Genomic DNA, 26,847 nt, shown 5'->3' with positions numbered 1-26,847 from the left:
CCCTTTATAAGTTATTTAGAAAAGACGGCTGTAATAAGGAGCTTGACGCTCTTTTACTTCATCCATAATAGTTTGAATATGTTGCTCATGTAAAATTTCTTTCTGTGAAAGCTTACGTTTTTGAATCGTAATTGTTAAAAAGAATGCTTTAAATTTCATGAAGGTATTTCTCCTTAAAAATATATTTTTAATACATTTGCATATAGTATGAACTTTTAATGTCAGTCATTTTATCAGTCAGTTGTTTTAATTGTTGTTTACGAATGATTTCATCTTCAGATAAAGTGTCTTTCTGAAGTACAGTCGTAAAAAAGAAAATATGAAAAGTCATAAATGAATTCCTCCTTTCGAAAAGGAATTACAGGTGATCACAATAAAGCGCTTGGCGCTCCTTAACATCATTCATAGCTTTTTCAATTTGCTTATTATGAAAAATTTCATCTTTGGAAATTGTATTTCTTTGAATCGTAATACTTAAAAACAATACGCTAATAGTCATTGAATGTTGCTCCTTTCTTAAAAAAATGATGTAGGAGACTAAAAAATCGCACAAAAAAGCCACAGGAAGATATAGTTCTCCTATGGCTAGGCGTGAAAAAGCCACAGGAAAGTATACGACCTCCTGTGGCGAATTTATGAATTAATCGAAATAATGTACGATTTTCAATTCTCCATTAGGGTGGTCGAATTCATATTTAATTGTCCAGAAAACACAGGTGCAGTTAACGCTAAAGTTAAAGCATGTAATTGTAATTTCATCATTTCCTTCGACCTCCTTTTAGAATATTTTTCTTACGTTAGTAAGTATATACAATTAATGGATAATTGTAAACATAAAAAATGAAAATTTTTAATTTTGATTAAAATGCGTATATTTTAAAGGGTTTTGAGAAGATGTATTGTAATTAACGAAATATCGATAAAAATGGGGGATGCTAATTGAAATATATGCATCGTAATATAATTGTTATGCTAACAATTTTTTTATTTATTGCTGCTTGTTCTAACGGAGAAAGAATAAAAGAAATATCTGATGTGAAACCCGGTGATTTTAAGAAATATGCTGGGACATACGTTGGTAATAACTCAGATGTAGTTGCAATTGTTAATCATTTACCCGGTGGTGATACATTTCAAAGTATTAGTTTGGAGAATGAAAGTATAACGGTGAACTATGGTGCGAAAGGGAATGACCCCCTTACAGAAGACATTATTGAGACGTATTGGTTTGATAGTAAGGATACGATGAAGAAGAATTTTCTCTTTAACGTTATTTATCTAGCGATTTTAGTACCAAATGCGAAAAGTTACGAGTTTCAAGTAGAAAATAAAAATTTCACGATAAAAAGAGAAGAAATACTATCAATCTTGTATGAAAAATTTGATGATTTTCCAAAAGAAGATGATATATGGGATAAAAAGAAAGTAGTAAAGTTCCTTAGCGATAATAACGAAAAAATTACAATGCTTATAAATGATAAAGATTTTCGGAAATCTTTATTTGCTAAATATCCAGTGCAGCAGTTGAAATGATGGGAGGAGAAAAGGTGGAGTTAGTATACAAAATTATTTATCATCGAATGCAAAATCATTATTTACCTAAGCTAGTACAGGCAATAAGGCTCATTAATGAAGAAGATTTTTGGAAACAAAGGGACTCTATTAATTCAATTGGTGGAATTGTACTGCATATTTGTGAGCATTTACAGAGAAATACAAAGCGTTATAAGAATCCAAATATAGTCTTTGAAAATGGAATTGAAGAGTATTTTCCAGTAAAACAAATAAGTTCCGAAATTTTGCTAATAACGGTTGAAGAAATATTTGATGAATGGGGAAAAACATATATACAGGTATGGGAACAAAATAGACATATGGATCTTCATAGTTTATTACATTTAGTGGAGCATACAAGCTATCATTTAGGACAAGTAGTAGATCGTACAAAGTCTATAATGGGACAACAATTTAGCTTTTGTCAAAATGGTATAAATGAAAAAAATTTGAGAACAAGAGTTGAAACTTCGAAATTTTAGAAAGAGAGTCATTCTTAAACGAATGACTCTCTTTTTTTGTAAAAGAAATTTATGGAAATAAATAATTTAATGTGATATGGTTAATTACATAAGTAATGAACATATGAACCTAAGGTGGTGAAGTTGTGAAACCTACTCTGGAGCAAAATAAATTAATATACTTACAAATTGCAGAAACGATTGAATCTGATATTTTAAAAGACATATTACTGGAAGAAGAACAAGTTCCATCAACAAATCAATTTGCGAAGATGTTACAAATAAATCCAGCTACTGCAGCTAAAGGGGTAAATGTATTAGTGGATGAAGGGATTCTATATAAAAAGAGAGGGATCGGGATGTTTGTTGCAAAGGGAGCGAAAGAAGTCGTACTTAAAAAAAGACAAAATACTTTTATGACCGAATATTTACCTAAAGTGTGGGAAGAAGCAAAAGTATTAGAAATATCAAAAAACGAATTAATGGATATGATTCAAAAAATTACAAAGGAGGGGAAATAGGTATGATTGCACTTGAAACGAAAGATATAACGAAAAAATATAAAAAGAAAGTAGCAGTAAACGAAGTAACGATTTCATTGGAAGAGCATAAAATATATGGTTTGCTCGGTAGAAACGGAGCAGGGAAAACGACACTATTAAATTTACTTGCAGGCCAAATTACATCAAGTAGTGGTAGCGTATCAATATTTGGTGAACATGTTTTTGAAAATAGTAAAGCAATGCAAAAAATTTGTTTTATTAGAGTGAAAGAAGAAGCTCATTTAAGTTTTAAAGTAAAAGAAATTTTTAAGATGTGCAGCATGTTTTATAAAAACTGGGATGGAAAGTACGCTGAAGAACTCGCTGATAAATTTCAGCTTAATATGTCAGTGAAATATCATAAATTATCACACGGCATGCAAACAGTCGTCGGAATTATTCAAGGGTTAGCAAGTAGGGCACCAATAACAATTTTTGATGAACCGACTACAGGTTTGGACGCAGCACACCGAGAGTTGTTTTATAGTTCACTACTAGAAGATTACGGTGAGTATCCACGAACAATTATATTATCAACACATTTAGTAGAAGAAGTAACCCATGTGATTGAAGATGTGATCATCATAAAAGAAGGAAAACTAGTTGTTCAATCATCGGTAGAAGATTTATTGCAACAAGCTCATATTATTTCAGGGAAAAAAGATAAAGTAGATGAATTTTCGATAAATAAAAAAATTATAAATCGAGAAGTCTATGGAAATAAAGGCATTACTGTTATATGGGAAGAACTTTCTAATGAAGATTATTATTCTCTTGAAAAAAAAGGTTTAGTAATTGATAGAATTACATTACAAAAACTATTTATTCACATAACTGGTGGTGAAGTGAAATGATGATGTTAATGAAGCAGTTGAAGTTACATATAAATTTTCATTATAAAGCAATTATAATATTTTGGATTGTAGCTTTATTAATAAAAGGGGCTTTAAATGCTGCTCATTTAAATGGAGCGAACATGGGTTATTTACCCGAAATTATAAATAACCCTTCAATAGCAATTATGTTATTTATAGTAGGGAGTGTTTTCCTCATACAAGATGAGCTATTCCGTTTAGCAGTTTCATTCGGTGTAACGAGAGTACAATATTGCAATTTTTATTTTATGTTACAACAGCATGTTTCTTCCAAGTAGTAGTAGTTTTTAAACATCGATTTCAGTGGACTGGTCTTATGATTGGTGGGACACTTTTCTTATCAACAAATAGTGTGCTTTATGGAGAGGCAGGGGTAACTGGTTTATTATTTACGAGTGATGTATCCTTAGTAGATATTCCATATTTTACTGTTATTTCAATTGGATTAACTGTTCTTTATATCATAACTACTAGTATATTTATTCGTAAAGTATCATTCGAACAAACGATTTAAAATATTGTTAGATTACTATAGAGAGAAGGACAGAAAATGGGAGACTCATCTTCACTCATTACCGTATTTTTATGCATTGCACTATTAATATTTTGGCGTCGTTATCGTTCTATGCATAAACCAATTAAGGGGACGGGAAAACGGATTTTGTGGCCATTGTTATTTTTAACACCAGGTGTTTTATGGTGTTTTGGTCCTGTGCATCCAGCTATTTTACAAGCTACTATAGCAGCATTCATTGGAGTTCTTTTCGCCGTACCACTTATAGTTTTAACAAATTATGAACGAAGAGATGATGGGAATATTTATACGAAAAAAAGTGCAGCTTTTTTAATTACTTTTATTCTACTGGTTATTTTAAGGTATGGTTCAAGGAAATATATTGTAGATTTAGAACAACAAACGATTGGTTTATTATTTTATGTTGTTGCAGTATCGTATATTATCCCTTGGAGAATTGCTTGTTATATAAAGTTTAGGAAAGTTTGGTAGGAAAATAGTTATCATGCTTTATAAGAAAAAACTTTTCTTTTGAGAAGTTTTTTCTTTTTATATGTAATTGAAATCATTTGTTGAAGTGCACGCTGCCATACAATATTATGAATATAAAAAAGAGAAAGTAGGGGGATATAAAAATGCGTACAATATTACTTTTTCTAAACGACATGTCTATTAATGAAATAGAGGAGATTAGGAAAAAACATGATCCTTTATTTGGTTTAATCCCACCGCATATTACAATTGTATTCCCATTTGAGAGCTCAACTTCAAATGATGAGCTGAAATTACATATTTTAAAATTATCAAAAGGGATACAAGAGATAGAAATTGAATTTGTGAATAAAATTACGAGTGAAAGGGAATATTTATTTTTACGAATTGAAAAGGGGAAAAAACAAATAGAAGAACTTCACGATATGCTGTATACAGGCGTTTTATTACAATTTTTGAAAGAAGATATTCCGTACATACCGCATGTAACAGTCGGGAGAAAAGAAAGTGCTGAGTTAGCTGCTGAAGTAGCTAAGGAAATTCATAGTTTCCCTGAAAAGATAAAATGTGTAATTGATAGAATTAGTGTAGAGCGAATTGGAGAGAACGGGGAATCAATTATTGAATTTGAAGTACCGTTGCAAAAAAGCTGACCAAAGTCAGCTTTTTTTATTCGTAGCATGAAGTAAAGCACCAACCGCACCGCTATTACCACCATCTTGTAAAAAAATAGGTATTTTATTTTGATATTTTGTGTAGCTACTAATAATATTTTGAAGGTGTATGTTATTACATAGAGTCGAACCAATATAAATAATATGGTCAATGTTTTTTGTTTCGGCGAATTGAAGGCTTAATGCAGTAACGACTTCACCGACGAGTCCTTGTACAGTAGCAAGTATATCTGAGCTATTATAATTTGATTCTGTAATAGCGGTTTTACCAAAATTACTTGCAGTTAAGCTATTATCAATAGGTGAGAGAATGCCACCATAAATATCTCCAACCGTAATATCTAGTTCTTTTCTAGAACCTACTTTTGTTAAAGGAATCACATCTTCAAACTGATCTATATTTGTTAATAATTTTGAAAGCCCCATAATAGTACCACCGCCAACGCCGGTTCCACCAGCACGAATATATTGGTCATTATAAACGTAATGAATGGAAGTACCTGTACCGATATTTGTTAAAATAAAGTTGTTTATATCATATTTCTCTTCTTTTAATATGTATCGGACACCTATAAGAGTAGCTTCAAATTCGTTTAGTTCTACTATTTTATATGAGTCTGAAAGTAGTTGATGTAATCGTTTTGCTTTACCACCGGTAATACATATTTGTTTTATACGAGTATTTTTCTTAAGCCAATTTATTATTTTAACTTGTTCATTTGAATAAAATTTTTCAAAAGCTAATTGCTTTTGTTCGTTTAAATAAGCAATTTTCGTTAAAGTTCCTCCAGCATCGATACCGATAGTACTTTCCATTTTCCTGCTCCTAACCAAGTAATTTATTTACTCTGTTCATGTTGGTGAAACGAATTTGTAGGAGTTAGATACCCCGGCGAATTACATGCCTCTATTCTGCTTGATATATTAATAGCTTTTCTATAGTTACAATTGGCTGATCGTTTACAGTTGCAGTACCTTTACCGAGAGCAAAACCTCGGCGATTGCGAGTTAGCTCATAATGTAAATTAAGTTTATCACCAGGATATGCTTTTCCGTGGAATTCAACCCCATCTAATGAGGAGAGAAAGCCTAAACCTTCAGAGTTACTTGTATGTACAAATGCACTAAGCTGAGCAAGTGCTTCTACAATTAACATATGAGGCATATGCTTTTGATTATCATTTATAAACCACTCGTTATTTGAAATGAGTTTATATCCGGTAACTGATTCACCATGTTTTACATTTGTTATTTTATCAATCATTAAAAATGGATAACGATGAGGAAGAGTGTCTTTAATATGCATATAAGTACCTCCAATAAATAATACCCCTGCTACAGTTAAGCAGGGGAGTTATCATTAATTTTTAACTAATTCATTTACTTTTTCAAGAGAAAAAATACCACTATTTCTAATATTTTCAACGACTTGTTGTAATACTTCTTTATCTTGAACGAGTGCAATACGTACAAAGCCTTCTCCGTGAGGTCCAAATGCATGACCTGGTGTAACAACGACATTCGCACCATCCATTAACGCATAAGCAAAATCTATAGAAGTCCAGCCTGTCGGAATTTCGGCCCAGACGAACATACTACCTGCTGGCTTATCGACATTCCAACCAAATGTTCGGAATCCATCAACTAAGGTATCTCTACGTTCTTGATAAATAACTCGGTTTTTCTCACAGAACGTAGCACCATTTCTAAGTGCCGCTGATGCCGCTTTTTGAATTGGCAAAAACACACCATAATCTGTATTAGATTTAAATTGAGTAAGTGCACGAACGATTTCTTCGTTTCCAATCATATATCCAATACGGCTACCTGCTAAACTATAACTTTTTGACAAAGAGTTGATTTCTACGCCAACTTCTTTAGCACCAGGTACAGAGAGGAAGCTAATTGGTTTATTACCATCAAAATAAAATTCAGCATAAGCAAAATCATGGACAACAATAATATTATGCTTTTTCGCGAATGCGATTACCTCTTTAAAGAAATCTTCATGAGCCATTGCTGGAACTGGATTTCCTGGAAAGTTTAAAATCATCATCTTCGCTTGATCAGCAATATCTTTGGGGATAGCTGCTAAGTTAGGTAAGAAATCATTTTCTTTCTTTAAAGGCATGTAATAGGATGTTGCACCAGCCATTTGAATTCCAGTTTCATAAGCTGTATATCCTGGATCAGGAACTAATATAATATCTCCCGGATTCGCATAGACCATAGGTAAATGAACGAGTCCATCTTGTGAACCCATTAATAATAAAACTTCTTTATCGGCATTTAATTTAACGTTATGAGTGTTGTTGTAATATTCAGTTACAGCTTCGTGAAATTCTTGAATACCACTTAATGTGTATCCATAACTTTCTTTTTCACTTGCTGTATGTACCATTGCTTCTCTTACGAAGTCAGCAGGCGGCATATCAGGATTCCCAATACTTAAATCAATCATTTTGTGACCTGCTGCAATTTTTTCTTTTTTATAAGCCCCTAATTCACTAAATATAGAAGATTGGAATGCTTTCATTCTAGTTGCTAACGTGTAAGTCATCAAAACCCCTCCTAAAAACAGTGTTTTCTTTCTGCGTTTTTAATTATTCTGAAAACACATGATTACATTTTATCATTTTTTTATGAAAATTAAAACGATTGACAAATTTAGAGGGAGGATTAGTTTATTTGAAAAGGGAGCTGTAAATAAGTACCGGTTAACTGAACTGTCAATTATATCTTTTTAGATGGTTTAGGATGTTTTGTAGTTTTTGTTAAGTATATCCCGCATATTTTGGATGAAAAAGAACACGAAAACGAGGCCTAATATACCACTAAGCCAATAGTATGAATTTCCTGTCGTGAATTTTTCATAAAATGAGAGCCCATTCCATAGGATTAGGATAATGGAGCAGATTGTTGATAAAATTAATGAACTTAAACTTCTCAAAAAAACACCTCACATTATAAACATTGTTATTATATAATATTACATTTAAATTTCAAGATTTAAAAGAGGGAAATGCTTTTGAGTAAGCTTTGTAAAATAGAAATAACGCAGAAAATATTTTCTGCGTTTTATATAAAGTGTAATCATATCTTTTTATATGTACACAATTTTTCCACTGCATAAAAGTATACGTTTAATTTGCCATCGACAACTTGTAAAGTTTGATCCGATGTAAATGAGTTACCATAATCAATGTGATACAAATTAGAATCCTTTACAAATGAACCTTTGTATAAATCTTCTTTTTGCTGCGTTGTTTGCATTTCCACTAAGTTTTGCACAATTTTTTCTTTCTTTTCTTCTTTTACAACTGTTTCAAATTTATAAGATGCAGGACAAAGACCATTTTTGTTATCAACAACTTCCCAAGAACCGTATATATCATTATTGCTGCATCCACTAAGTAGAACGATGAATATTGGAATAAGTAATAAAACCTTTTTCATTTTGTACTCCTTTCTTTTTATTTTCATTAAACATGCGAATACGATAGGAATATTGTAATAAATAAAGTTTAAATTTTTATAAAGAATTATTTAATTTCATATAAAAATTAGGAAAGGTAAAGTTTTTAAAATAAAAAGGCATGAATCTTATGTAATACAGATTCATGCCTAGTGTGCTATCTTATATTTTGTTTTTTGAGGATAAATGAAGCGGAAAGAAGAATGATAATACCGTTTAAAATATACATATTTACAATAGAAGAGGTTAGGTTAATTGCTCCAAAACCAACGTTATCGAATATAGAAGTGAGTGCCGTAGTTGTCAAAAAAATTATAGGCATTAGCAGTAAAAATATGACGCCTGCCACGATTCTTCTTTTAAAGCTATGTTGAGATAGGGAAATTGCTAAAAAGTTTATGATGCTAAACATAACGAATACAACAAAAAGGATAATAAATAACTGGATGCCATCAGACATTTTGCGCCTCCTATATACCTTATTTATATATTATATTCGAAAGCAAAATGGGGTACTCCTTTAAATCATTTCAGTAAACGTAATTAATAAGATTGTATATAACAAAGGAGCATTGATCATTAGATTAATCCATGCTCCTTTGCTATGTTATAAATTCGCAGATTGCGAAGGTTGTTTTTCATACTGTTTCTGTTTTGATAGTGATATGAAAATAATTAGTAATGAAATAACTCCGAAGATTAGAACCATATATTGCAATCCAATCGTATCTAAGAAGAAGCCTGTGCCGAGTAAAACGATTTGGAACATAACTCTCTCAAACATATTACGGAATGAGAAAAGACGGCCGTGATAGCTTTTTTCCACTTTCGTTTGGAAGATTGTTGACATAATAGGGAAGAAGCATCCGACACTAAAACCAAACAAACCAAATGATGTAAGGGACATCCATTTTATATCGCTAAAGAACAATGATAGGTGTGCAAAAGCGGTACAAACTGCGAAGAAATATAATAATTTTTCAGGTTTGAAATGGTCAGATAAACGTTTAATAACGAAGGCCCCTAACATAAATGCGACACCTTCAATGGTATATATAAATCCTTTAATCGTTGGATCATGTTGCATTTCACTTATGTTAATTACCATTAAATTAAATCCAGCTATAAATAATAGAGGGATAATACTTAATATAAGTGCTGTAAAAGCAATAGGAATTCCTTTTAATATACGAAATACTTCCATAAAGCTATTATCTTTTGCAGCTTGTTTACTTGGTGTTGTTGATTTCTTATCTTCGAATTGTAGGAAGAAAGTTGAGAGGAATAATAAAGCGTACGCTGCCATTGAGAAGGCATACATATACTGTAAACTCATTACAACTAAAAGAATTCCACCTAGTGAAGTACCCGCAATACGAGCGATTGTACCTACATTCATATGTACACCGTTCATCTGTAATAACTCATGCTCACGTACGATAAGTGGAATTACAGATTGTAATGCAGGGAAGTAAAATGCTGCTGAAATTTGAAGAGCAACCATAAAAGCAATCATAAAGGCGATACTTTCAAATTGGATAGCGAAAAACATAAAAATAACACTAATAACGCGACCGAACCCAGCGTAAAGAAGAACTTTTTTCTTTTCATACTGATCAATGACGCGTCCAGCCATAGGACCGACTAAAACACCTGCTAATAATCCGATAAATAATATTACGGATTTCATGAAATCAGAAGGGACATATTTTTGCATAAATTCAAGGTTACCAAGAATACCAAGCCATAACCCGAGACCAGCAATAAACTCCCCAATTAAAACAATCCAAACATTTTTATTGCGCCACATAATATAAAACCTCTCCGTCTTTTAAAATGAAAAACTCGTATATAAAACCTCCTTATTTTATGTATTATTAGTAACGAACTTTTTTAGAGTCAGAGTCTATATTACGTGTTTCATGAGTGGATTTCAATCTTTTTGATTTGTCAAAAATTTGATGTGTTAATAGATAAAACAAGTAAGTCAAAATGTAAAAAACTTATGCTTAAATATTCTTTGAAAGTAAGGATAAATAAAATAAAAACATCAAGAAATTATCACAAGTAGATAATTTCTTGATGTTTTTTTATGCTTTAAGCAGAATATTCTTCCTTACGTACTTCAAAAAATTCATTACGACTTAAGTAGTTATAAACTTTCTCGGAAACCTCTTCTTCTTCAGACATAAAGAAACGATGATCAAAAGCATAGAAAGATTGACCTTTAATTAATTTTACGTAGTATATTTTACACGCCTCCTTTAGCATAATTGAATTTACATACTATTATGATGACCTATATGCTTGTTACTCATACTTCGAGTTACAAAGGATAGAAGCTAAACAAATTGAAAAAGCTTACAAAACTGTAATGTTGTTGTCACGTTTTCCGATAGTTCCAAATAAGCAAACTTTTCTATAATACAAATAAGTTACATAAAATAAGGGGGTAAAAAGATGGATGAAGTGATTGGAGAAGTGGTCGCAGGTATTTGTGAATTTGTGGTGGAAGTAACGGCGGATGCTATTGGTAGTCTAACTTCAGGAAATGAAGAAAGGAAAAAAGAAACTATATAGAAAGCTAAAAAACTGTGAGATATATTCTTACGGTTTTTTTATTTTTTCAAAGCAACATATAATCTGTCGAAAAGAGGAATTGAAAATATGAAATAGAATTTATTAGGTATCTGAATCGTGAAAATAACAATAGAAAGAAGATGATAAAATGAGTAAAGAAGAGCTTGTGCAACAACAGTTTGGTAATAATGCGGAAAAGTATGTGAAAAGTAAAATTCATGCTAAAGGACCGGATTTACAATATGTAGTTCAACAAGTTGAGTCTCGTCATAATAATCGTCTTCTTGATATTGCTACAGGCGGTGGGCATGTTGCGAATGTATTAGCCCCATTGTTTCAAGAAATAGTTGCCTTAGACTTAACAGAAAAAATGTTAGAGAATGCGAAAAATTTCATTATAAGCAATGGACATGAAAATGTATCTTTTGTCGCTGGAAACGCAGAAAGTTTACCGTTTGCAGATCGTTCTTTTGATACGATAACATGCCGAATTGCAGCGCATCATTTTACGAATCCAGCTCAGTTTATTTATGAAGTAAATCGTACGTTAGAAGATAATGGATTGTTTATTTTAATAGATAATGTTTCACCGGAAAATAATGAATACGATACATTTTATAATTTTATAGAAAAAAAGCGGGACCCGAGTCATGAACGTGCGTTGAAAAAAACAGAATGGATTGCCTTGTTAGAAAAGAACGGTTTGCAAATGCAGTCATGTCTAACTTTTGACAAGAAATTTGAATTTGACTGGTGGTGCGATATGATGAATGTACCGTTGCAGAAACGTATGAAGTTAACAGAATGTATGATGAAAACACCAGTTGAAATGCAAGAATTCTTTCATATTCAATTTGAAAATAATAAAATAGATTCATTTTATACTGAAATGGCACTGTTTGTATGTAAAAAAAGCGCGACATTAAAAAGATAAATTTCTTGCAGTCTTTTCAAAGTACGTTATACTTAGTACAGAGAAAATGAGAATTGAGGAAAAGTAATAATGATTCGCGTACGTATTGAAGGAACTGAAGAAGAAATGCTTGAATTTATGGAGAAAATGCCGGACATTCCTGGATTTGAAAAGACTCATATGAGAGAACCGAGAAAAGGAAATAATCCGAAATACGATTCAAGTAAAAATGTACTAGCATATTTATCTTATAAAAAGATTGAAGTCGCCAATAAATAGGCGGCTTTTTTAGTTTGCACTGTTTCACAGCCTTGTCTTTTTCACATAATAATAGTAGTAGATTATGCTGAAGAGGGGTGAGGATAGTAAATAAGAAAATCATCTTTTTTGGAGACTTTGGTATTGACGATGCTGTGGCGTTAATTTATGCAAATAAAACATGTAAATTAGATATTATAGGTATTGTTGCTGAATATGGGAATGTATCGCGAGAGATTGTAACAGAAAATGTGTATTTTTTAGAAAGATACTATGCTACAGAAGTAAAAATCATTGAGGGTGCAGCAAGACCGATGACAGCAGAAGAACCTTTATTCTTTCCTGAAATCCATGGAGATCACGGTTTAGGTCCAATTATTCCACCTGATATGAGAATTTGTAAACGGGAAAATTTTTGTGAATTAATTAAATTAATTGAGCCTTGTCCAGAAGATATCATTATTGTAGCGACAGGACGATTAACAACATTGGCAACGTTATTTTTATTATATCCAAATGTCATGGATAAGGTATGTTCGTATTATATTATGGGCGGTGCGTTTTTATTTCCTGGTAACGTTACTCCTGTATCAGAAGCAAATTTTTATGGTGATCCAATCGCAGCGAATATTGTGATGAAGTACGCGAAGAATGCGACTATTTATCCGTTAAATGTAACGCAAGAAGCACTCATTACTCCTGAAATGGTGGATATTATTAATAAAGAAGGAACAGGGCAGGCGAAGCTAATTAAACCAATGATTGATTTTTATTATGAAAACTTTTATAAAAAAGAATACCCGGGTATTGCTGGAAGTCCGATTCACGATTTACTTCCGTTCATTTCTTTTATTAATGATGATATTTTTGAATATAAAAAATCTGCAGTTTGGATTAGTACGACAAACGATGTAACAAGAGGACAAAGTGTGGCAGACTTTAGAAAAATTGCTGAGCCGACAACTTTTGATAATAGACCTATTCAAAAAATTGCAGTTGGTTTTAACTATCCCGCTTTTAAAGAAGAGTTTATGCAGACAATATTAAAGCCTGACTGTCCTTAATATGTGAAATAGGAAAGGCATTAACCATAAGTCGGAAAAATTGGTCGTTCATTATTTTGAAATAATCTAATAGTTACTCTGTATGAATAACTAATGAAAAATGTAACATAACTAATGGTAAGCAATTGTTTCTAATTATTATTTGATCTGTGAAATATAAAGGAGGTTATTATATGATTTGGTCTTTAATCGTCGGTGGTATATTAGGATGGTTTGCAAGCTTAATTACTGGAAAAGACGTACCTGGTGGCGTAATTGGTAATATTATTGCTGGTATTATCGGTTCTTGGATTGGTACGAAATTACTTGGTAGTTTTGGCCCTGTAATCGGCGGGTTTGCAATTATTCCAGCTTTAATCGGTGCGATTATTTTAATTTTCATCGTAAGCTTTTTATTACGAGCAATGCGGAAATGAATGTATGGACTGTTTACATTTGTAAGCAGTCCTTTTTATATGTTATGCTAGTATTATACAATCAGGAGGTGTCAGCATTGAAAACATTTACAGTAAATTTCCATCAAGAAGATAATGCTAAAGCGACAACAGTACATAAATTAAGTGAAGAGGACTTCAATAAAGCAACAGAAAAAGGTACTCGTCATCTATTTGATTTAGATACAAACGTTGGATTTTTCGTATTCTTTGATGCAGAAGATGCAGAAGGAAATGATCAATACTTAATGTTACAATACGAAGGGGATCATGAAGAGCCAACTGCGTGCTACGGATTTGATTTAAAACTATACTATCAATTTTTAGCACTATACTTAAATGATCTTGAATTCCACGGTGAAACAGATGAAGAAGAGGAAGAGTATGGCCCAATTCATCATTTAGCTCACTTACTTTATCATATTGTTGAAGATGGTAAGTCAATCGAAGTGTAAAAATACATATGTAAAGCTGTCCTTTTTGGACAGCTTTTTTCATTATTATGATGAATGTTATGATTTGCATAATGGTAAATGGAGTTCTGATGGTGATAAATGGTTTGATTAAACAAAAAAGCAACAAAGAAGGTTCATCTTTCTTTGTTGCTTTTTCTGTTTAAGGAAGGATTGCAGTGTAAATGACGAGAAGGGATATATAAGGAGATGGGGAAAATGATAAATAATACAATTCCAAGTTTTTTAAAAGTATGGGAAAGTAACGATGTAGAATTGACAGTCCTCAATCAATACTTTACTTCGCATCCAGAGATATTTGAAGAATACTTTAAGTATCATTGTCCTAAAACGAGAGAACGTCTTTCTAATGCTATTAAACAATATCCCGCAAAAATAGTAGATATTCGTATCATAGCAGAAGTATTACCGATTATTATTCAAGAGATAACGAATGAATATCATAATAAATATAACTTTAATGTAAATATGAAATTTCATTTATTTGTTGGAGGGTTTAGCTCTAACGCATTTGTAGAAAGGGAGATTATTGGAGATGTGTTTTTTGCAGCAGAAAAATTATCTCCAGATTTAAATCATCTTCGTGTTATTGTCGCTCACGAAATAGGACATATATGTCATAATGTTATGTTACAAAAAGATGGAATGGATTGGGATAAAGCCGAGTGGACTGACGCGGCAGTTAATTTGTATCGCGAGGGTGTTGCAACATATTTATCAAAACAAATTATAAAAGGCGTAAATGAATCAGTGTACTACTCATATAACAATGATGGAGAACGTTGGTTACAATGTTATATAGAAAATGAAGAATATATAAAGAAACGTTTTTTGGAAGATTATATAGAAGGATGGACGTTAGAAAAAGAGAAAGAGTGGTTCCGGTTATCTGGTGGACAATATTTTGGATACAACCGACTTGGATATTTTTTAGGAACAGCTTATGTAGAATATGTTGTGCAAGCATTAGGAGAGAGTGAAGCATTTACTTTTTGGAAAAACCACGATTTAAAAAGTAGTGTAATGGATTGGTTATCGAAATGAATAAGATTATAATAGGGAGCTGAAATGTATGAAAGTGTATGTAAAGATAGCTATGTTATTTCTTGCTTTTACATGCATATTTGCATTAGTAGCATGTAAAGGGACAGACGAAAAAAAGGAAACAAACCTAACTTCGGAAAATAGTAAAAACGAACAGAATAATTCTTCAGAAGAAAAGAAAGAGCCTGAAGTAAAATCAATTAATGAAGAATCAACAAAATCACCAACAGATGCAAATCAAAAAAATTCAGTGATAAATCAAAAATCAATTAACCACGTTAAAGAATTATTTGAATTAGCGAAAGAAGGAAAAGTACCTAACGTTCCGTTCGCAGCGCATACAGGAGATATTGAAGAAATAGAAAAAGCTTGGGGGAAAGCAGATAAAACGGAACAAGCAGGTAACGGCATGTACGCTACCTTTACAAATAAAAATGTCTCCTTCGGTTTTAATAAAGGATCACAAGTTTTTGATGTACGCTCCTATCATGCTGAACTAAAATCAATTACATTACAAGATATAGAGAAAGCATTAGGAAAAGCAGCTTCAGTTAAGGTAAATGGGGAAGATAAAATATATGTATATAAAGTAAACAATCAGTTTGAGCTGAAATTCATTATTCCAAAATCGACTGGTAAGGTAAATCATATTTCGGTATTTTCACCAGAGGATAGTATAAATAAAATGGCAGGATAAAAAAGAAAGGATGTCACAAAAGTCCCGAGATTTTTGTGACATCCTTCTTTTTTATTTTTACTGATAAATGGATAAGGAAAGCAGCCTATAAAATATGATGGGTATGATCCGAAATATCTTTTTTTATTTTATTACGTTCTACATTTTGAACAAACAGCGCTTGCATAATGCCTCCAGTTATTAAGAAACAAGCGCAAATATAAAATAGCATACTACCGTTTAGTTGACTTAATAAAACCGCACCAAGTACAGGACCACACGTTCGAGAAATATCCCAATGCAACCCGTAAATTGAAAAATACAATCCACGTTTATTTGTTGGAGCGATTTCTGAAACGAATCGAAGTAAATGGTTTAAAGCAATACTTTCTCCAATGACTAAAAAGAGTAACGTGAAAAATAGTGACACGATTGTTGTTGAAAATCCATAGCCAATTGCAGCTATTGTAAAGCAAATGTAAGAAATAAGTATAATTTTCGTCATGGAAAATCGTTCAGACCATTTCACGAGAAAAATTTGCAGAATGATTTCCATAATAGCTTTGCATGTTGAAATAAAAGCGAGTATGAATATGAAATCCGGAAATATATGTTTGGCGAAAATGCGATAATTTGTTTCAGTTTGTGCATAAAAAAAGCTAATAGGAAGCGTAGTAATCATAAGTCCTAAAACTGCGTAATGTTTACGTACAAATTGTTTTGGAGATGATAATTCAAGTTTTTGCTTTGGTATTGTAAGTGCTGGAGCAGTTTCTGGAAGCTGTGTCCATACAACTACTGCATATACCATAAGTGTAATGCTTTGCATTATAAATAAATATTCAGGGTGAGTACGATAAAAGATAGCACCAATTATTGGACCAATTACGGAACCAATTGCAGCCATCGTATGCAGAAGAGCAAAAATTTCTGCTTGCTGTTTTTGTTTTGTTAAATCAGCAATTTGTGCACGTTGAGCCGGAATATATAAGGAACGGCCCACCCCATTTATGACGTATAACAATGCAAATATAAAAACAGATTGAGCAAAGACGAAGCTGCCGATTGCAACGCCTTGCAGCAATAAGCCGAGTAACATAATTTTCTTTCGCCCATATTTATCAGTAACTCCCCCAGCAATAAGTGTAAATACGATATCTGAAAGAGGTTGTAGTCCGAAAATGAGCATGGTTATTATTAGATTACCATTTAACATTTTATTAACGTAAATAATCATAATGAGAGCTAACATAGATTCAGTTGTTCGGGTTAATAATTCACCGCACAGTCTTATAATAATTGGTTTGTTATAACGCAGTAAGAGATTGTTCAATATTAATTCCTCCTTTCTATATTGAAATGATAAGATGAAAGGAGCGATGTAAAAAGGGTAGAAACAAAAGGGGTTATTTTTCACCTTTTAGGGGGATTATGATGTTTATTTTAGATCAATATATTGAACTATGGTGTGTTTATGGTAAAGGGAGACAAGAAGGAGAACAATTAGAAGTAACGGTACAAATGATAGCAGAAACATTATTTTGTACGGAGCGTAATAGTAAATTAATTATAAAAAAATTAGAAGAGTTACATTGGATCACTTGGTTTCCAGGGCGCGGGAGAGGGAATCGTTCTAAATTAATATTTCAAATGCAACCGATGACATTAATTTTAGAGAGAGGAAAAGAACTAACGAAAAAAGGAGATGTGAAAAGTGGAATCTCATTTGTGGAACGCTACAGCTCACAATTTCCTTTAGTAAAGAAAGAGTATGAAGTTTGGGTAGATTCCATATTTGGTCATAAAATAGAAAGGACACCTAAAGGAAGAAAAGATGTACTTCGTTTGCAAGTACAAATGAATCTAGACATTGCTTTAGATCCGGTATACGCTACGATGAGATCAGAATGTCATATGGTTAAACATATTTTTGATACACTCGTATATGTAAATGAGGAAACAAACTCTATAGAACCAGGACTTGCTTTTCACTGGCAATATAATGATGCTGAAAAGGTATGGACTTTTTATTTAAGAAAAGGCATTCACCTTCATAATGGAAAACGACTTACTGCACATCATGTTATACATTCATTGAATCGATTTATGAAAGCTGAAAACAACCCACACGCATGGATGTTACAACATGTTGAAAGTGTCCGTGCAGTGGATGAATATGTTGTTGAAATTCGATTACATACTGAAAATAGGATGTTTTTACATATGCTTAGCGCAGAACAGTGTTCTATCGTAATTGAAGATGAAGCAGGAAACTTCATTGGTACAGGCCCATTTATATTGCGAGAGAAGAATGCACATTTATTTGTATTAGAAGTACACGATTTATATTATCGTGAAAGACCTTTTCTTGACCGAATTGAACTAATGAATGTGGAGAAAAGTGTAAATACATATGACGTGTTAGTAAAGGCACAGTATAAAGATAAAGAAAAATATAATAAAGAAATTTCTCGGCTTGAATTGAACGTGACATATGTAACGTTCAATCTTGTAAAAGAAGGACCAATGCAAGATGAGCTATTTCGAAAGGCGCTACATAAAATTATTCATGGCGATAAAATTGTTCAAGAACTCGGTGGAGAACGTGGAGAAGTGGCAAAGAAACTAATATTAGCAAATGAAAGCATAGTAGAAATTGAGGAAGATATAGAAAGTTTAATTAAGAGAAGTACGTATCATAATGAAGTGCTACAACTCTATACATTTACAGGAAGAGATCACGTTGAAGATGCACAATGGATAAAAAAAGAGTGTGCGAAGTACGGGATTCGTGTAGAAACTAATTTTCTTGAAATAGAAGAGTTATTGGAAATGAGTACGATACAAGAGGCGGATATGATGCATGATAGTGCAACTATTAGCGAGCGAATTGAAGATAGTCTACTATATATGTTTCTTACAAAAAACAGTTTTATTCATGGTCAAAGCAGTATGGATTTTCATAAAACGTTGTCCCCTTATTTTAAACAAGAACAATTAGAGAATAGAGTTACATTGTTACGCGATATTGAGGACACTTTGTTACGTCACATTCATATTATTCCTTTATATCGTAACAATCAACAAGTAACTTCTCACGAAAAAGTACAAAATATAATGATTAATTCACAAGGGTGGATTGATTTTTATGAAATATGGTTTACATGTTGATATATAAGGGTTTTTACGCATTTCATAGGATGCGTGAAAACCCTATTTTTGTTTGTAAAATAGGGTTGTTTTACACATTGTTACGCTACTTATGATAAAAGTCCATTTACAACGTAACAGTGTTATGTTACATTATTATCAGGAAGGAGTGTTATACAGTTGAGTACAGATTTAATTTCAAAAAAAGATTTATTAGAACTAACTGGTATTTCATACGGACAGTTATATAGGTGGAAAAGAAAAAATTTAATACCGGAAGATTGGTTTGTACGAAAGTCAACATTCACGGGTCAAGAGACATTTTTTCCGAAAGAAAAGATATTAGAGCGTATTGATAAAATCCAAACGATGAAAGAGGATTTATCACTTGATGAACTAGCAAATATGTTTTCACCGAGTGTGAGGGAAATCCTTTTAACAAAGGAAGACGTATTACGCAAAGAAATTGCATCAGAACCAGTTTTACAATTCTTCATAGAACGAACGAATAAAACAACAGAGTTTCAATTTGTGGATATTCTTTATGTGTATATGTTAGAAGAATTACTACAATCAGGTGAGATTAGTTTAGAAGAAGGAAAAATGGTCTTGCAAGTTTTACGTGAAAATTATGAAGCGATTAAGCATAAAACTTGTGATTTAATCATCGTCCGAAAGTTAGGGATTTCTACTTGTTTCTTAGTTTCAAACGTGGACGATTTAATTTTTGAAAAAGGTACTAAAATTGTTTTACACGAAGCGATTATGAAATATACCGAAGCATTAAAAACTAAACTGTTGTAGTGGAGGAAAAAGAATGCGTACAGATAATTTGATTATAAATGGTTACGGTTCATCGAATGGCGGCGAGTTTCATAAAGTACAATTAAATGGAAAAGGGACTGTTACGGGAAATATTGAATGTGATCAATTTGAATGTAACGGTTACGGTGCTGTTACTGGAAATTTGAAAAGCAGCAATGCAAGAATTAGTGGATCGGGTAAAGTCGATGGCACAGTTCATGCAGAAACGATGCGTATTGATGGAAAAGCAACAATTACGCAAGATGTGAAGGCGAACAGTTTAAAAATTGCAGGAAAAGGTACGATAGGTGGTAATGTAACTGGTGAAGAATTTAAAGTCAATGGTCAAGCGACGATTGATGGTAATTGTGAAGTGGATACTTTTTCTTCAGAAGGACAATTTACAATTGGCGGATTATTAAGCGCGGATGAAATAAATATTAATATTCACGGTACATGTCGAGCGAAAGAAATTGGTGGTCAAACGATTAAAGTAAAACATAGACTAAGTACTTTTAGTAGACTGTTTAAATCAGTATTTGGTATGCAATTAGAGGCTGAACTATTAGAAGGTGACAATATTGATATTGATTATGCTCACATAAGAACGGTAAGAGGAAACAATGTGACAGTAAGAGCGAACTGTGAGATTGAACTCATTGAATATACAGGTGTTCTGACTGTCGATAAAAGCGCAAATGTAAAAGAAATGAAGCAGGTCTAATGGGAGGGAGAAAGTAATATGGAACATCAACATAGTCTTACTGTTAATGGTTCTGGTAGTTCAGCAGGCGGGGATTATAACAAAGTGAAGATTCGCGGTGAAGGAACGATTTCTAATGATATGAGCTGTAATGAATTTAAAACGTACGGCACGAGTGAAGTGCGCGGTAATATGAAAGTGAAAAATTATGTCGTGTATGGAGATAGTGAAGTACAAGGAAATGTAACTGCGGAATATGTAAAAGTATACGGAAATACACAAATGCATAGTGATGCACATATTGAAAAAACAAAAGTAAGAGGTATGATAGAAGTTAAGGGGAAGTTAACTGGTGATTTCGTAGATGTGAAAGGCGCTTTAAATGTAAAAGGAGATATTGAAGTTGAAGAACTATCACTAACTGGTGGCCTTGAAAGTGATGGATTACTTAATGCTGAAAATATTGAAATTTCACTTCGTTATGAAGGGAGTAAAATGAGAGAAATTGGTGGTAAGAAGATTTCCGTTCGTAAAAAAGCGAGGTTTATTCCATTTACAAGTCACGCAGGAAGCCTCCAAACGTCTATCATTGAAGGAGATGAAATTTATTTAGAGCATACTATCGCTGAAGTAGTAAGAGGAAACAACGTTACCATTGGTCCAGGGTGTGAAATTAGTGTTGTAGAATATCATACTAGTTTCAACCAAAAAGGTAATGCAGTCGTAAAAGAACATAAACAAATATAAGTAGTACGAGGGAGAGCAAGGTTATGGTTGAGAAAAATAATAAGCTCGGCTTTGTTGTGGCGGGCTTATTGCTAGGTATTTTAATGGCATCAATGGATAATACCATTGTCGTAACAGCAATGGGAACAATCGTTGGTGACTTAGGAGGCCTTGAAAACTTTGTATGGGTCGTTTCTGCCTATATGGTTGCAGAAATGGCAGGTATGCCAATATTCGGAAAACTATCAGATATGTATGGTAGAAAGAGATTCTTTATTTTCGGTTTAATCGTCTTTATGATTGGTTCGGCACTTTGTGGTACTGCTGAAAATATTACACAGTTAGGTATTTATCGTGCCATTCAAGGTATTGGCGGTGGGGCATTAGTGCCGATCGCATTTACTATCGTTTTTGATATTTTCCCTCCAGAAAAGCGCGGGAAAATGGGTGGATTATTTGGAGCAGTATTTGGTTTATCAAGTATTTTTGGTCCATTGCTTGGTGCGTATATTACAGATTACATTAGCTGGCACTGGGTATTTTATATTAACTTACCGCTTGGCATTTTAGCACTTATTTTTATTACATTCTTTTATAAAGAATCACGAGTTCATAGAAAGCAAAAAATTGATTGGTTTGGTGCAATTACTTTAGTTGGTGCAGTAGTTTGCTTAATGTTTGCTTTAGAGCTTGGTGGACAAAAGTATGATTGGGATTCTAATTTTATTTTAAGTTTATTTGGTGGATTCGCTATTTTAATTATTGCATTTATTTTTATTGAACGAAAAGTAGAAGAGCCAATCATATCATTTGAAATGTTTAAACAGCGATTATTCGGCATGAGCACTATTATTGCATTATGTTACGGTGCTGCGTTTATGTCAGCAACTGTTTACATACCGTTATTCATTCAAGGTGTTTACGGTGGCACTGCAACAAACTCAGGACTATTACTTTTACCGATGATGTTAGGATCAGTCGTAACTGCGCAATTAGGCGGATTTTTAACGACAAAGCTTAGCTACCGAAACATTATGATTATTTCTGCTGTTATTATGCTAATTGGACTATTCTTATTAAGCACATTAACGCCAGAAACAAGTCGTGCATTATTAACAGTGTATATGATTATTATCGGATTTGGAGTAGGTTTCTCATTCTCTGTACTAAGTATGGCAGCTATTCACAACTTCGGTATGGAACAGCGCGGATCTGCGACTTCAACGAGTAATTTCATTCGTTCATTAGGTATGACACTTGGCATTACAATCTTCGGAATGATCCAAAGAACAGGTTTCCAAGATCAATTAGAAGAAGCGTTTAAAGGAATGAGCGGGGGAATGAATACAAACGCTTTAGGAGATTCAAGAGCTATTCTATCGGAATCGGCAAGATCTCAAATCCCGCCGCAAATATTAGATAAAATTATTGACGCTCTTTCTAGTTCAATTGTTCAAACATTTATGTGGGCATTGATACCAGCTGGTTTAGCATTCGTATTTATTTTCTTTATGGGAAATGAGCGCATGGTAATCAAGGAACAACAAAAGAATAAAAAGAGTGAAACATCAAAAGCGTAATGAAAAAACTCCTTTCCAATTGGAAGGGAGCTTTTTCGTATGTACGAATTTAGATTAGCCTTCGATAATTTCGTATTCTTCGTCTGCTAATAATAAAATTTGTGTTTTCTTACCTTTGTTTTGAACTTCGATTACATCGTAAGCACCTAAGTTTCTTACTTTGCTTTGAGAAGCGTTAACCATAACTTCAATAGAATCAATTAAGATATCTTCTTCAATGTATGATTCAGGCAATGCCATATCTTCAGTATCTAATACACATGCGTATAGATTTTGTAAGTTTTCAGCAGTTGGATTTTGTTCCTCAACATCAATGATGTTTTTTACTGCTTCCATATTTTCTTCTTTTGCTTGGTATACTTTAATTTTAGCCATTGTTTTAATCTCCTTTATAACGTAATCGTAGAGGCTACACTTCATTATAACGTTTTTTTCATGAAAGATGAAATTGTTATATGTATTTATAGCGAAAAATATGTATGATTCCTTGGTGTTAGTGTAAATTCCTTCCGTTAAAGTTATATTGTCCAAGCTTTTCTCATACTCCGCTCATATTATACGTATTAGATAAAACATATAGGGAAGGGATGGAGTGTAAGTGGGTTGTGAGCCGAAACGAAATTATCGATGTCGCCAAAATAGCATTTGTGAATTTTTACGTAGTCTAGAGCCTTTTACAAAAGTTGAGAGTATTGTAATTGCCGGAAACGGAATTGTTGTATCTTATTTTCTTTCATTTAATAAGAGGAATGGTATCGTATCCTTCGTACAAGAGGACAATGAGGTTATCTTTGTAGATTGCTCTAGGATTGATGCAATTCAAATAGGAAAAGTTTGTAGTTGTAAAACGAAAGTTAAATTTATTGAAGAGGATTTTAGTCTTCTTGGAAATGTGTGTCCGCAATGTTTAACGGAGGGAAGTACGCTCTTTTTCGACTTTCACAATCCAGAATTAAATGTATCGCTACAAGCAAAAACGATTGATGCACCTAGTTGTACTGAGTTTATAGATGAGATGGGGAATGTAGTAAAACAAATTACTATAATGGGTGAAGCGATTGTTTCTAAAGATTTTGTTCAAGTGCCTGAACTATTAAACTTTCGGTTAGTTTTATCGGATACGGCTGCGAATCCTTTAAAGTTTGGAATACTGTTTATTAATTTCCCTGACCTTACGATTATTATTCTTTTCGCATCGAGTGGGTATCTCAACATATCGAACTGTTTAAAAATCGAGAGTGGAGCAGGTAATACTGAGATAGAAGAGATGAAAAAGATGATATCGAATGACGATAATACGTACACATCTGTTGTTAAAGTGATTAAAATATAGAAAAACGGAGGAACAGAATCATTTGTTAATAAGAATGATTTATAACATATATATTTAAATGAACCCTTAAACTAATGTTGAGGGTTTATACATAATAAAAGATTATAGATTGCGAATTATTATGAAGTATATTATATGTAAACCTTTTTACTGGACAGTCATTTACTTATTATTAGATGTTATAATAATTTTATATTTATGAATAGTTTATAAATATATGGAGTGTAGTAGACGTTTGCTTATATGTAGAATAAAAGGACTTATAAAAAAGTAGAAGTGCATTGATTCTAAAGAAAGCAGGAATGTAAATGATATATGAAGCGAATATACATACAAGAGAAAAATTAATTACTATATTCGAGGATTTCAATAACGTTGTTTTACTTTCTTATTTACAAGGACATATGGGTACCGCATGGGTAAATGATCTTGAAAATCCAACAGTAGCGCAAGTTACGATAGGGATTTTCACATTTTACGCTGGGGATTCGAATGCGAAAGAAACAGAAGAATTAGTACGTAACATTCCTGATAGAATGTTAGTAATCGTAAACAGTCAAGAGTGGAAAAAGCGTTTAGAAACATGTTACGAAAGAAAAATAGATAAGTTTTTACGCTATAAATTCAAACGTAATGCGGAAGTTTTTGATCGTTCAAAATTACAATCTTTTATATCAGTGCTACCAAAAGGATACGAATTACGAAGAATAGATGAGCATATCGTAAATATCCCTACACTACATAAGGTCTCTGAAGATTTTATAAGTCAATTTCAATCAGTAGAAGATTATTTAAACCGGGGTATAGGGTATAGTATTTTGTACAACGGAGAAGTTGTATGTGGTGCATCATCATATAGTATTTATAATAATGGGATTGAAATTGAAGTGGCGACTGATCACAATCATAGAAGAAAAGGATTGGCAACTATAGTTAGCGCGGCGTTAATCTTGGACTGTCTAGACGAAGGGATATACCCAAACTGGGATGCAGCAAATACTACATCTGCTAAACTAGCTGAAAAGCTAGGATATGTTTTTGATAAGGCGTATGATACTTATTTTGTGGATAATAGATAAATGAATGAATTTGTACAATTGTACAACAGAAAAAGTCTAGAAAATCCTATAAAATTCATATTGATTAATCTTTTTTTAAATTACAAATTGGTATAAAAATCGACTTGAAAAAGTCGTTTTTTATTTTTTAACAATAAGGTGCATCCAATATTAATTTGCTGTTGCATAGATATTTTGGAATGAAGAAATTAACACAATTAATTTTATTTGTCTTAATAAATTTAAGAATAGATTTTTGAAAGTTTCTTCGAAAATATGGTTATCCTTTTTACTATTGAACTTAATCAACATATTATGGTGTTTTTCCGCGATAATAGTTAAGAATTTTTAAATAGGTAAATATTCATAAAAACTAATTATATTAAACTGTGTGTATTTGACTATTAAAGATAGAATACTATCTTTAATTGCAAATGATAAAAGTGACTATGATACAAACCCACGCAATAATAGAAAAAGTACATATACAGTAAAGAGAGTAAAAAACTCGAAATTTGTTATAAAGGAGATTATAAAATATGAGCGAACAATGCCCGATTAATGTACCATGTCAGGTAGATGGACAAACTCAAACACCATTAAGTGATGCAGCTGCAGCACCAATTCTTACTCCAGGAGCACCGATTGTAAAAATACCAGTTGTATTAGCAGAAAGAACGATTCAAATTGTTGTAGAATCTGATATTTCATTAAATCCTCCAGCAGTTGAAATTAAACGTATCTTAAAAAATGCATTTCTAACACAATGTAAATTAGTTCCTGTAGCATTCGAACCAGTACCAGGTACACCTTACCGACGAGTTACAAGAGCAAAATTATTTGTACAAGGATATATTCGAAAAAATATTGAGTATGCAAGTGATGATTGTAATGGAGTGCTATATGACCGTATTGCAAATGTTCCATTTTCTGGTTTTGCAGATTTAACAGAAGATGATTTTCTATCATTAGCTATAGTAGCTGCTTCCTCAGATACTACTTCTCACTTTATTAATCCTAAAAATGGTGATCTACCACGTTTAGACAAATACTTCTTCGAAAATACAGTTTTTTATAATGAACAACCGTATTGTGAATTAGTCAGCGCTCAATTTTTCGAATTAGACTTTTCACCTTGTCCAACAGACCTAAATGAACCATTTGAGACTCTTCGTGAAAAAATTGTACTAGATCTTACTTTAAAAGTTTTACAAGTACAACAAGTACAAGTATAAAACTAAAAAAGCATTGTCTTTGATAAAAAGACAATGTCTTTTTTATTATTATAAAACATATATAATGATGAAAATGAATATGTGTAAAATAACGTATTTTCCTGAATTTTATTAGATGGGGGGATGGTGATGAATAAGCCATGGATTGGTAAGGCGCTATGGGATGAAATTCACAAGTATAAAGATCTGAATAAACAAGATAATTCACGAGAAAGAATAGTAAAGGAAG

33 protein-coding genes and 1 pseudogene are annotated in these 26,847 nt (G+C 32.5%); 22 read left to right on the top strand and 12 right to left on the bottom strand.

Annotated elements, in window-relative coordinates; translation table 11 throughout:
- Nucleotides 1–15: 15 nt before the first annotated feature.
- From FS742_RS06620 to FS742_RS06610, 3 genes are read right to left on the bottom strand one after another with little or no spacing between them, the layout of a single operon-like run.
- Nucleotides 16–159: a YrzI family small protein gene (locus FS742_RS06620; RefSeq protein WP_144611683.1), complete on the bottom strand. Its 144-nt coding sequence runs from the start codon at nt 157–159 to the stop codon at nt 16–18.
- 28 nt (nt 160–187) lie between these two features.
- Complete coding sequence (locus tag FS742_RS06615) at nt 188–331, bottom strand: YrzI family small protein (RefSeq protein ID WP_144611682.1); 144 nt, start codon at nt 329–331, stop codon at nt 188–190.
- Between the two features lie 27 nt (nt 332–358).
- A complete protein-coding gene (locus FS742_RS06610; RefSeq protein WP_144612070.1) occupies nt 359–499 on the bottom strand; it encodes a YrzI family small protein in 141 nt (46 codons plus the stop codon).
- Between the two features lie 440 nt (nt 500–939).
- Between FS742_RS06610 and FS742_RS06605 the strand changes: the two genes are divergently transcribed.
- The 7 genes and pseudogenes from FS742_RS06605 (at nt 940) to FS742_RS06575 (ending at nt 5,091) form a co-directional block, all read left to right on the top strand.
- On the top strand, nt 940–1,533 hold the full coding sequence (locus FS742_RS06605; protein ID WP_144611681.1) for a DUF4825 domain-containing protein: 594 nt from the start codon (nt 940–942) through the stop codon (nt 1,531–1,533).
- Nucleotides 1,534–1,547: 14 nt separating this feature from the next.
- Nucleotides 1,548–2,036, top strand: a complete 489-nt coding sequence (locus FS742_RS06600; RefSeq protein ID WP_144611680.1) for a hypothetical protein — start codon at nt 1,548–1,550, stop codon at nt 2,034–2,036.
- Between the two features lie 125 nt (nt 2,037–2,161).
- Nucleotides 2,162–2,536, top strand: a complete 375-nt coding sequence (locus FS742_RS06595) for a GntR family transcriptional regulator (protein WP_048547526.1) — start codon at nt 2,162–2,164, stop codon at nt 2,534–2,536.
- Nucleotides 2,537–2,538: 2 nt separating this feature from the next.
- Nucleotides 2,539–3,411, top strand: a complete 873-nt coding sequence (locus tag FS742_RS06590) for an ABC transporter ATP-binding protein (protein WP_144611679.1) — start codon at nt 2,539–2,541, stop codon at nt 3,409–3,411.
- Nucleotides 3,408–3,946, top strand: a pseudogene (locus FS742_RS06585) (DUF4052 family protein). Before FS742_RS06590 ends, FS742_RS06585 begins: the two are co-directional and overlap by 4 nt.
- A 36-nt stretch (nt 3,947–3,982) precedes the next feature.
- The gene (locus FS742_RS06580) at nt 3,983–4,438 is read left to right on the top strand and encodes a CcdC family protein (protein WP_144611678.1); all 456 of its coding nucleotides are present in this window, start codon (nt 3,983–3,985) and stop codon (nt 4,436–4,438) included.
- A 143-nt stretch (nt 4,439–4,581) separates the two neighbouring features.
- Complete coding sequence (locus FS742_RS06575) at nt 4,582–5,091, top strand: 2'-5' RNA ligase family protein (protein WP_144611677.1); 510 nt, start codon at nt 4,582–4,584, stop codon at nt 5,089–5,091.
- A gap of 6 nt (nt 5,092–5,097) precedes the next feature.
- On the opposite strand, the gene coaW is transcribed toward FS742_RS06575, so the two are convergent.
- From coaW to FS742_RS06535, 7 genes are all read right to left on the bottom strand, one after another.
- Entirely contained in the window at nt 5,098–5,928 is an 831-nt protein-coding gene (gene coaW, locus FS742_RS06570) for a type II pantothenate kinase (RefSeq protein ID WP_144611676.1), read from the bottom strand.
- Nucleotides 5,929–6,019: 91 nt separating this feature from the next.
- Nucleotides 6,020–6,418, bottom strand: coding sequence for a 3-hydroxyacyl-ACP dehydratase FabZ family protein (locus FS742_RS06565; protein WP_144611675.1), 399 nt, complete (start codon nt 6,416–6,418; stop codon nt 6,020–6,022).
- Nucleotides 6,419–6,472: 54 nt separating this feature from the next.
- On the bottom strand, nt 6,473–7,672 hold the full coding sequence (locus FS742_RS06560) for an LL-diaminopimelate aminotransferase (RefSeq protein ID WP_144611674.1): 1,200 nt from the start codon (nt 7,670–7,672) through the stop codon (nt 6,473–6,475).
- A gap of 533 nt (nt 7,673–8,205) precedes the next feature.
- Nucleotides 8,206–8,568, bottom strand: coding sequence for a hypothetical protein (locus FS742_RS27785; RefSeq protein ID WP_144611672.1), 363 nt, complete (start codon nt 8,566–8,568; stop codon nt 8,206–8,208).
- A gap of 176 nt (nt 8,569–8,744) precedes the next feature.
- Nucleotides 8,745–9,047, bottom strand: a complete 303-nt coding sequence (locus tag FS742_RS06545; protein ID WP_144611671.1) for a hypothetical protein — start codon at nt 9,045–9,047, stop codon at nt 8,745–8,747.
- A gap of 147 nt (nt 9,048–9,194) precedes the next feature.
- Nucleotides 9,195–10,397 (bottom strand): MFS transporter, encoded by a 1,203-nt coding sequence (locus FS742_RS06540; RefSeq protein ID WP_061679667.1) that lies wholly within the window; start codon nt 10,395–10,397, stop codon nt 9,195–9,197.
- Between the two features lie 287 nt (nt 10,398–10,684).
- Complete coding sequence (locus FS742_RS06535) at nt 10,685–10,837, bottom strand: YqbF domain-containing protein (protein WP_087956261.1); 153 nt, start codon at nt 10,835–10,837, stop codon at nt 10,685–10,687.
- Nucleotides 10,838–11,315: 478 nt separating this feature from the next.
- On the opposite strand from FS742_RS06535, the gene FS742_RS06530 reads away from it, so the two are divergent.
- The 7 genes from FS742_RS06530 to FS742_RS06500 all read left to right on the top strand — a co-directional run bounded on the left by FS742_RS06530 (nt 11,316) and on the right by FS742_RS06500 (nt 16,050).
- Nucleotides 11,316–12,101, top strand: a complete 786-nt coding sequence (locus tag FS742_RS06530; RefSeq protein ID WP_144611670.1) for a class I SAM-dependent methyltransferase — start codon at nt 11,316–11,318, stop codon at nt 12,099–12,101.
- A 69-nt stretch (nt 12,102–12,170) separates the two neighbouring features.
- Entirely contained in the window at nt 12,171–12,359 is a 189-nt protein-coding gene (locus FS742_RS06525) for a DUF3970 family protein (RefSeq protein ID WP_000621879.1), read from the top strand.
- A gap of 77 nt (nt 12,360–12,436) precedes the next feature.
- On the top strand, nt 12,437–13,402 hold the full coding sequence (locus tag FS742_RS06520; RefSeq protein ID WP_144611669.1) for a nucleoside hydrolase: 966 nt from the start codon (nt 12,437–12,439) through the stop codon (nt 13,400–13,402).
- A 173-nt stretch (nt 13,403–13,575) separates the two neighbouring features.
- A complete protein-coding gene (locus FS742_RS06515) occupies nt 13,576–13,818 on the top strand; it encodes a GlsB/YeaQ/YmgE family stress response membrane protein (RefSeq protein WP_088096705.1) in 243 nt (80 codons plus the stop codon).
- 77 nt (nt 13,819–13,895) lie between these two features.
- Nucleotides 13,896–14,291, top strand: coding sequence for a hypothetical protein (locus FS742_RS06510; RefSeq protein WP_000847586.1), 396 nt, complete (start codon nt 13,896–13,898; stop codon nt 14,289–14,291).
- A gap of 216 nt (nt 14,292–14,507) precedes the next feature.
- Nucleotides 14,508–15,353, top strand: a complete 846-nt coding sequence (locus FS742_RS06505; protein ID WP_144611668.1) for an aminopeptidase — start codon at nt 14,508–14,510, stop codon at nt 15,351–15,353.
- Nucleotides 15,354–15,381: 28 nt separating this feature from the next.
- Complete coding sequence (locus FS742_RS06500) at nt 15,382–16,050, top strand: YjgB family protein (RefSeq protein WP_144611667.1); 669 nt, start codon at nt 15,382–15,384, stop codon at nt 16,048–16,050.
- Between the two features lie 85 nt (nt 16,051–16,135).
- Here the strand turns inward: FS742_RS06500 and FS742_RS06495 are convergent, their stop codons facing one another.
- Complete coding sequence (locus tag FS742_RS06495; RefSeq protein ID WP_144611666.1) at nt 16,136–17,362, bottom strand: MDR family MFS transporter; 1,227 nt, start codon at nt 17,360–17,362, stop codon at nt 16,136–16,138.
- A gap of 101 nt (nt 17,363–17,463) precedes the next feature.
- Between FS742_RS06495 and FS742_RS06490 the strand changes: the two genes are divergently transcribed.
- The 5 genes from FS742_RS06490 (at nt 17,464) to FS742_RS06470 (ending at nt 22,992) form a co-directional block, all read left to right on the top strand.
- Nucleotides 17,464–19,200 carry an ABC transporter substrate-binding protein gene (locus FS742_RS06490; protein ID WP_144611665.1) on the top strand — a complete coding sequence of 579 codons (1,737 nt, stop codon included), beginning with the start codon at nt 17,464–17,466 and terminating at the stop codon, nt 19,198–19,200.
- A 159-nt stretch (nt 19,201–19,359) separates the two neighbouring features.
- Nucleotides 19,360–19,983: a YhbD family protein gene (locus FS742_RS06485; protein WP_144611664.1), complete on the top strand. Its 624-nt coding sequence runs from the start codon at nt 19,360–19,362 to the stop codon at nt 19,981–19,983.
- A 13-nt stretch (nt 19,984–19,996) separates the two neighbouring features.
- The gene (locus FS742_RS06480) at nt 19,997–20,707 is read left to right on the top strand and encodes a bactofilin family protein (RefSeq protein WP_144611663.1); all 711 of its coding nucleotides are present in this window, start codon (nt 19,997–19,999) and stop codon (nt 20,705–20,707) included.
- An 18-nt stretch (nt 20,708–20,725) separates the two neighbouring features.
- Nucleotides 20,726–21,433 (top strand): cytoplasmic protein, encoded by a 708-nt coding sequence (locus FS742_RS06475; protein WP_144611662.1) that lies wholly within the window; start codon nt 20,726–20,728, stop codon nt 21,431–21,433.
- Between the two features lie 23 nt (nt 21,434–21,456).
- Nucleotides 21,457–22,992 carry an MDR family MFS transporter gene (locus tag FS742_RS06470; protein WP_144611661.1) on the top strand — a complete coding sequence of 512 codons (1,536 nt, stop codon included), beginning with the start codon at nt 21,457–21,459 and terminating at the stop codon, nt 22,990–22,992.
- Between the two features lie 54 nt (nt 22,993–23,046).
- On the opposite strand, the gene FS742_RS06465 is transcribed toward FS742_RS06470, so the two are convergent.
- Nucleotides 23,047–23,367 carry a hypothetical protein gene (locus FS742_RS06465; protein WP_144611660.1) on the bottom strand — a complete coding sequence of 107 codons (321 nt, stop codon included), beginning with the start codon at nt 23,365–23,367 and terminating at the stop codon, nt 23,047–23,049.
- A gap of 223 nt (nt 23,368–23,590) precedes the next feature.
- Here FS742_RS06465 and FS742_RS06460 point away from each other — a divergent pair, with 223 nt between their 5' ends.
- The 3 genes from FS742_RS06460 to FS742_RS06450 all read left to right on the top strand — a co-directional run bounded on the left by FS742_RS06460 (nt 23,591) and on the right by FS742_RS06450 (nt 26,618).
- Entirely contained in the window at nt 23,591–24,325 is a 735-nt protein-coding gene (locus tag FS742_RS06460; protein WP_144611659.1) for a BC_2878 family exosporium-associated protein, read from the top strand.
- Between the two features lie 308 nt (nt 24,326–24,633).
- Nucleotides 24,634–25,404, top strand: coding sequence for a GNAT family N-acetyltransferase (locus FS742_RS06455; protein WP_144611658.1), 771 nt, complete (start codon nt 24,634–24,636; stop codon nt 25,402–25,404).
- A 518-nt stretch (nt 25,405–25,922) separates the two neighbouring features.
- Complete coding sequence (locus FS742_RS06450; protein WP_048525966.1) at nt 25,923–26,618, top strand: CsxC family protein; 696 nt, start codon at nt 25,923–25,925, stop codon at nt 26,616–26,618.
- The last annotated feature ends 229 nt before the right edge of the window (nt 26,619–26,847 follow it).

The sequence above is a fragment of the Bacillus cereus genome (assembly GCF_007678085.1).
GTDB classification, from domain to species: Bacteria; Bacillota; Bacilli; order Bacillales; family Bacillaceae_G; genus Bacillus_A; species Bacillus_A cereus_BE.
Note: the sequence above shows the minus strand (reverse complement) of the source record. Positions and strands in the feature narration are given on the sequence as shown.

Bases quoted from the DNA above. Each gene is read 5' to 3' on its own strand.
- coaW (WP_144611676.1), bottom strand. From the start codon at position 5,928: ATGGAAAGTACTATCGGTATCGATGCTGGAGGAACTTTAACGAAAATT.
- FS742_RS06560 (WP_144611674.1), bottom strand. From the start codon at position 7,672: ATGACTTACACGTTAGCAACTAGAATGAAAGCATTCCAATCTTCTATA.
- FS742_RS06580 (WP_144611678.1), top strand. From the start codon at position 3,983: ATGGGAGACTCATCTTCACTCATTACCGTATTTTTATGCATTGCACTA.
- FS742_RS06530 (WP_144611670.1), top strand. From the start codon at position 11,316: ATGAGTAAAGAAGAGCTTGTGCAACAACAGTTTGGTAATAATGCGGAA.
- FS742_RS06470 (WP_144611661.1), top strand. From the start codon at position 21,457: ATGGTTGAGAAAAATAATAAGCTCGGCTTTGTTGTGGCGGGCTTATTG.
- FS742_RS06505 (WP_144611668.1), top strand. From the start codon at position 14,508: ATGATAAATAATACAATTCCAAGTTTTTTAAAAGTATGGGAAAGTAAC.
- FS742_RS06620 (WP_144611683.1), bottom strand. From the start codon at position 159: ATGAAATTTAAAGCATTCTTTTTAACAATTACGATTCAAAAACGTAAG.
- FS742_RS06615 (WP_144611682.1), bottom strand. From the start codon at position 331: ATGACTTTTCATATTTTCTTTTTTACGACTGTACTTCAGAAAGACACT.
- FS742_RS06610 (WP_144612070.1), bottom strand. From the start codon at position 499: ATGACTATTAGCGTATTGTTTTTAAGTATTACGATTCAAAGAAATACA.
- FS742_RS27785 (WP_144611672.1), bottom strand. From the start codon at position 8,568: ATGAAAAAGGTTTTATTACTTATTCCAATATTCATCGTTCTACTTAGT.
- FS742_RS06515 (WP_088096705.1), top strand. From the start codon at position 13,576: ATGATTTGGTCTTTAATCGTCGGTGGTATATTAGGATGGTTTGCAAGC.
- FS742_RS06450 (WP_048525966.1), top strand. From the start codon at position 25,923: ATGAGCGAACAATGCCCGATTAATGTACCATGTCAGGTAGATGGACAA.
- FS742_RS06475 (WP_144611662.1), top strand. From the start codon at position 20,726: ATGGAACATCAACATAGTCTTACTGTTAATGGTTCTGGTAGTTCAGCA.
- FS742_RS06455 (WP_144611658.1), top strand. From the start codon at position 24,634: ATGATATATGAAGCGAATATACATACAAGAGAAAAATTAATTACTATA.
- FS742_RS06480 (WP_144611663.1), top strand. From the start codon at position 19,997: ATGCGTACAGATAATTTGATTATAAATGGTTACGGTTCATCGAATGGC.
- FS742_RS06500 (WP_144611667.1), top strand. From the start codon at position 15,382: ATGAAAGTGTATGTAAAGATAGCTATGTTATTTCTTGCTTTTACATGC.
- FS742_RS06575 (WP_144611677.1), top strand. From the start codon at position 4,582: ATGCGTACAATATTACTTTTTCTAAACGACATGTCTATTAATGAAATA.
- FS742_RS06545 (WP_144611671.1), bottom strand. From the start codon at position 9,047: ATGTCTGATGGCATCCAGTTATTTATTATCCTTTTTGTTGTATTCGTT.
- FS742_RS06490 (WP_144611665.1), top strand. From the start codon at position 17,464: ATGTTTATTTTAGATCAATATATTGAACTATGGTGTGTTTATGGTAAA.
- FS742_RS06590 (WP_144611679.1), top strand. From the start codon at position 2,539: ATGATTGCACTTGAAACGAAAGATATAACGAAAAAATATAAAAAGAAA.
- FS742_RS06565 (WP_144611675.1), bottom strand. From the start codon at position 6,418: ATGCATATTAAAGACACTCTTCCTCATCGTTATCCATTTTTAATGATT.
- FS742_RS06525 (WP_000621879.1), top strand. From the start codon at position 12,171: ATGATTCGCGTACGTATTGAAGGAACTGAAGAAGAAATGCTTGAATTT.
- FS742_RS06540 (WP_061679667.1), bottom strand. From the start codon at position 10,397: ATGTGGCGCAATAAAAATGTTTGGATTGTTTTAATTGGGGAGTTTATT.
- FS742_RS06465 (WP_144611660.1), bottom strand. From the start codon at position 23,367: ATGGCTAAAATTAAAGTATACCAAGCAAAAGAAGAAAATATGGAAGCA.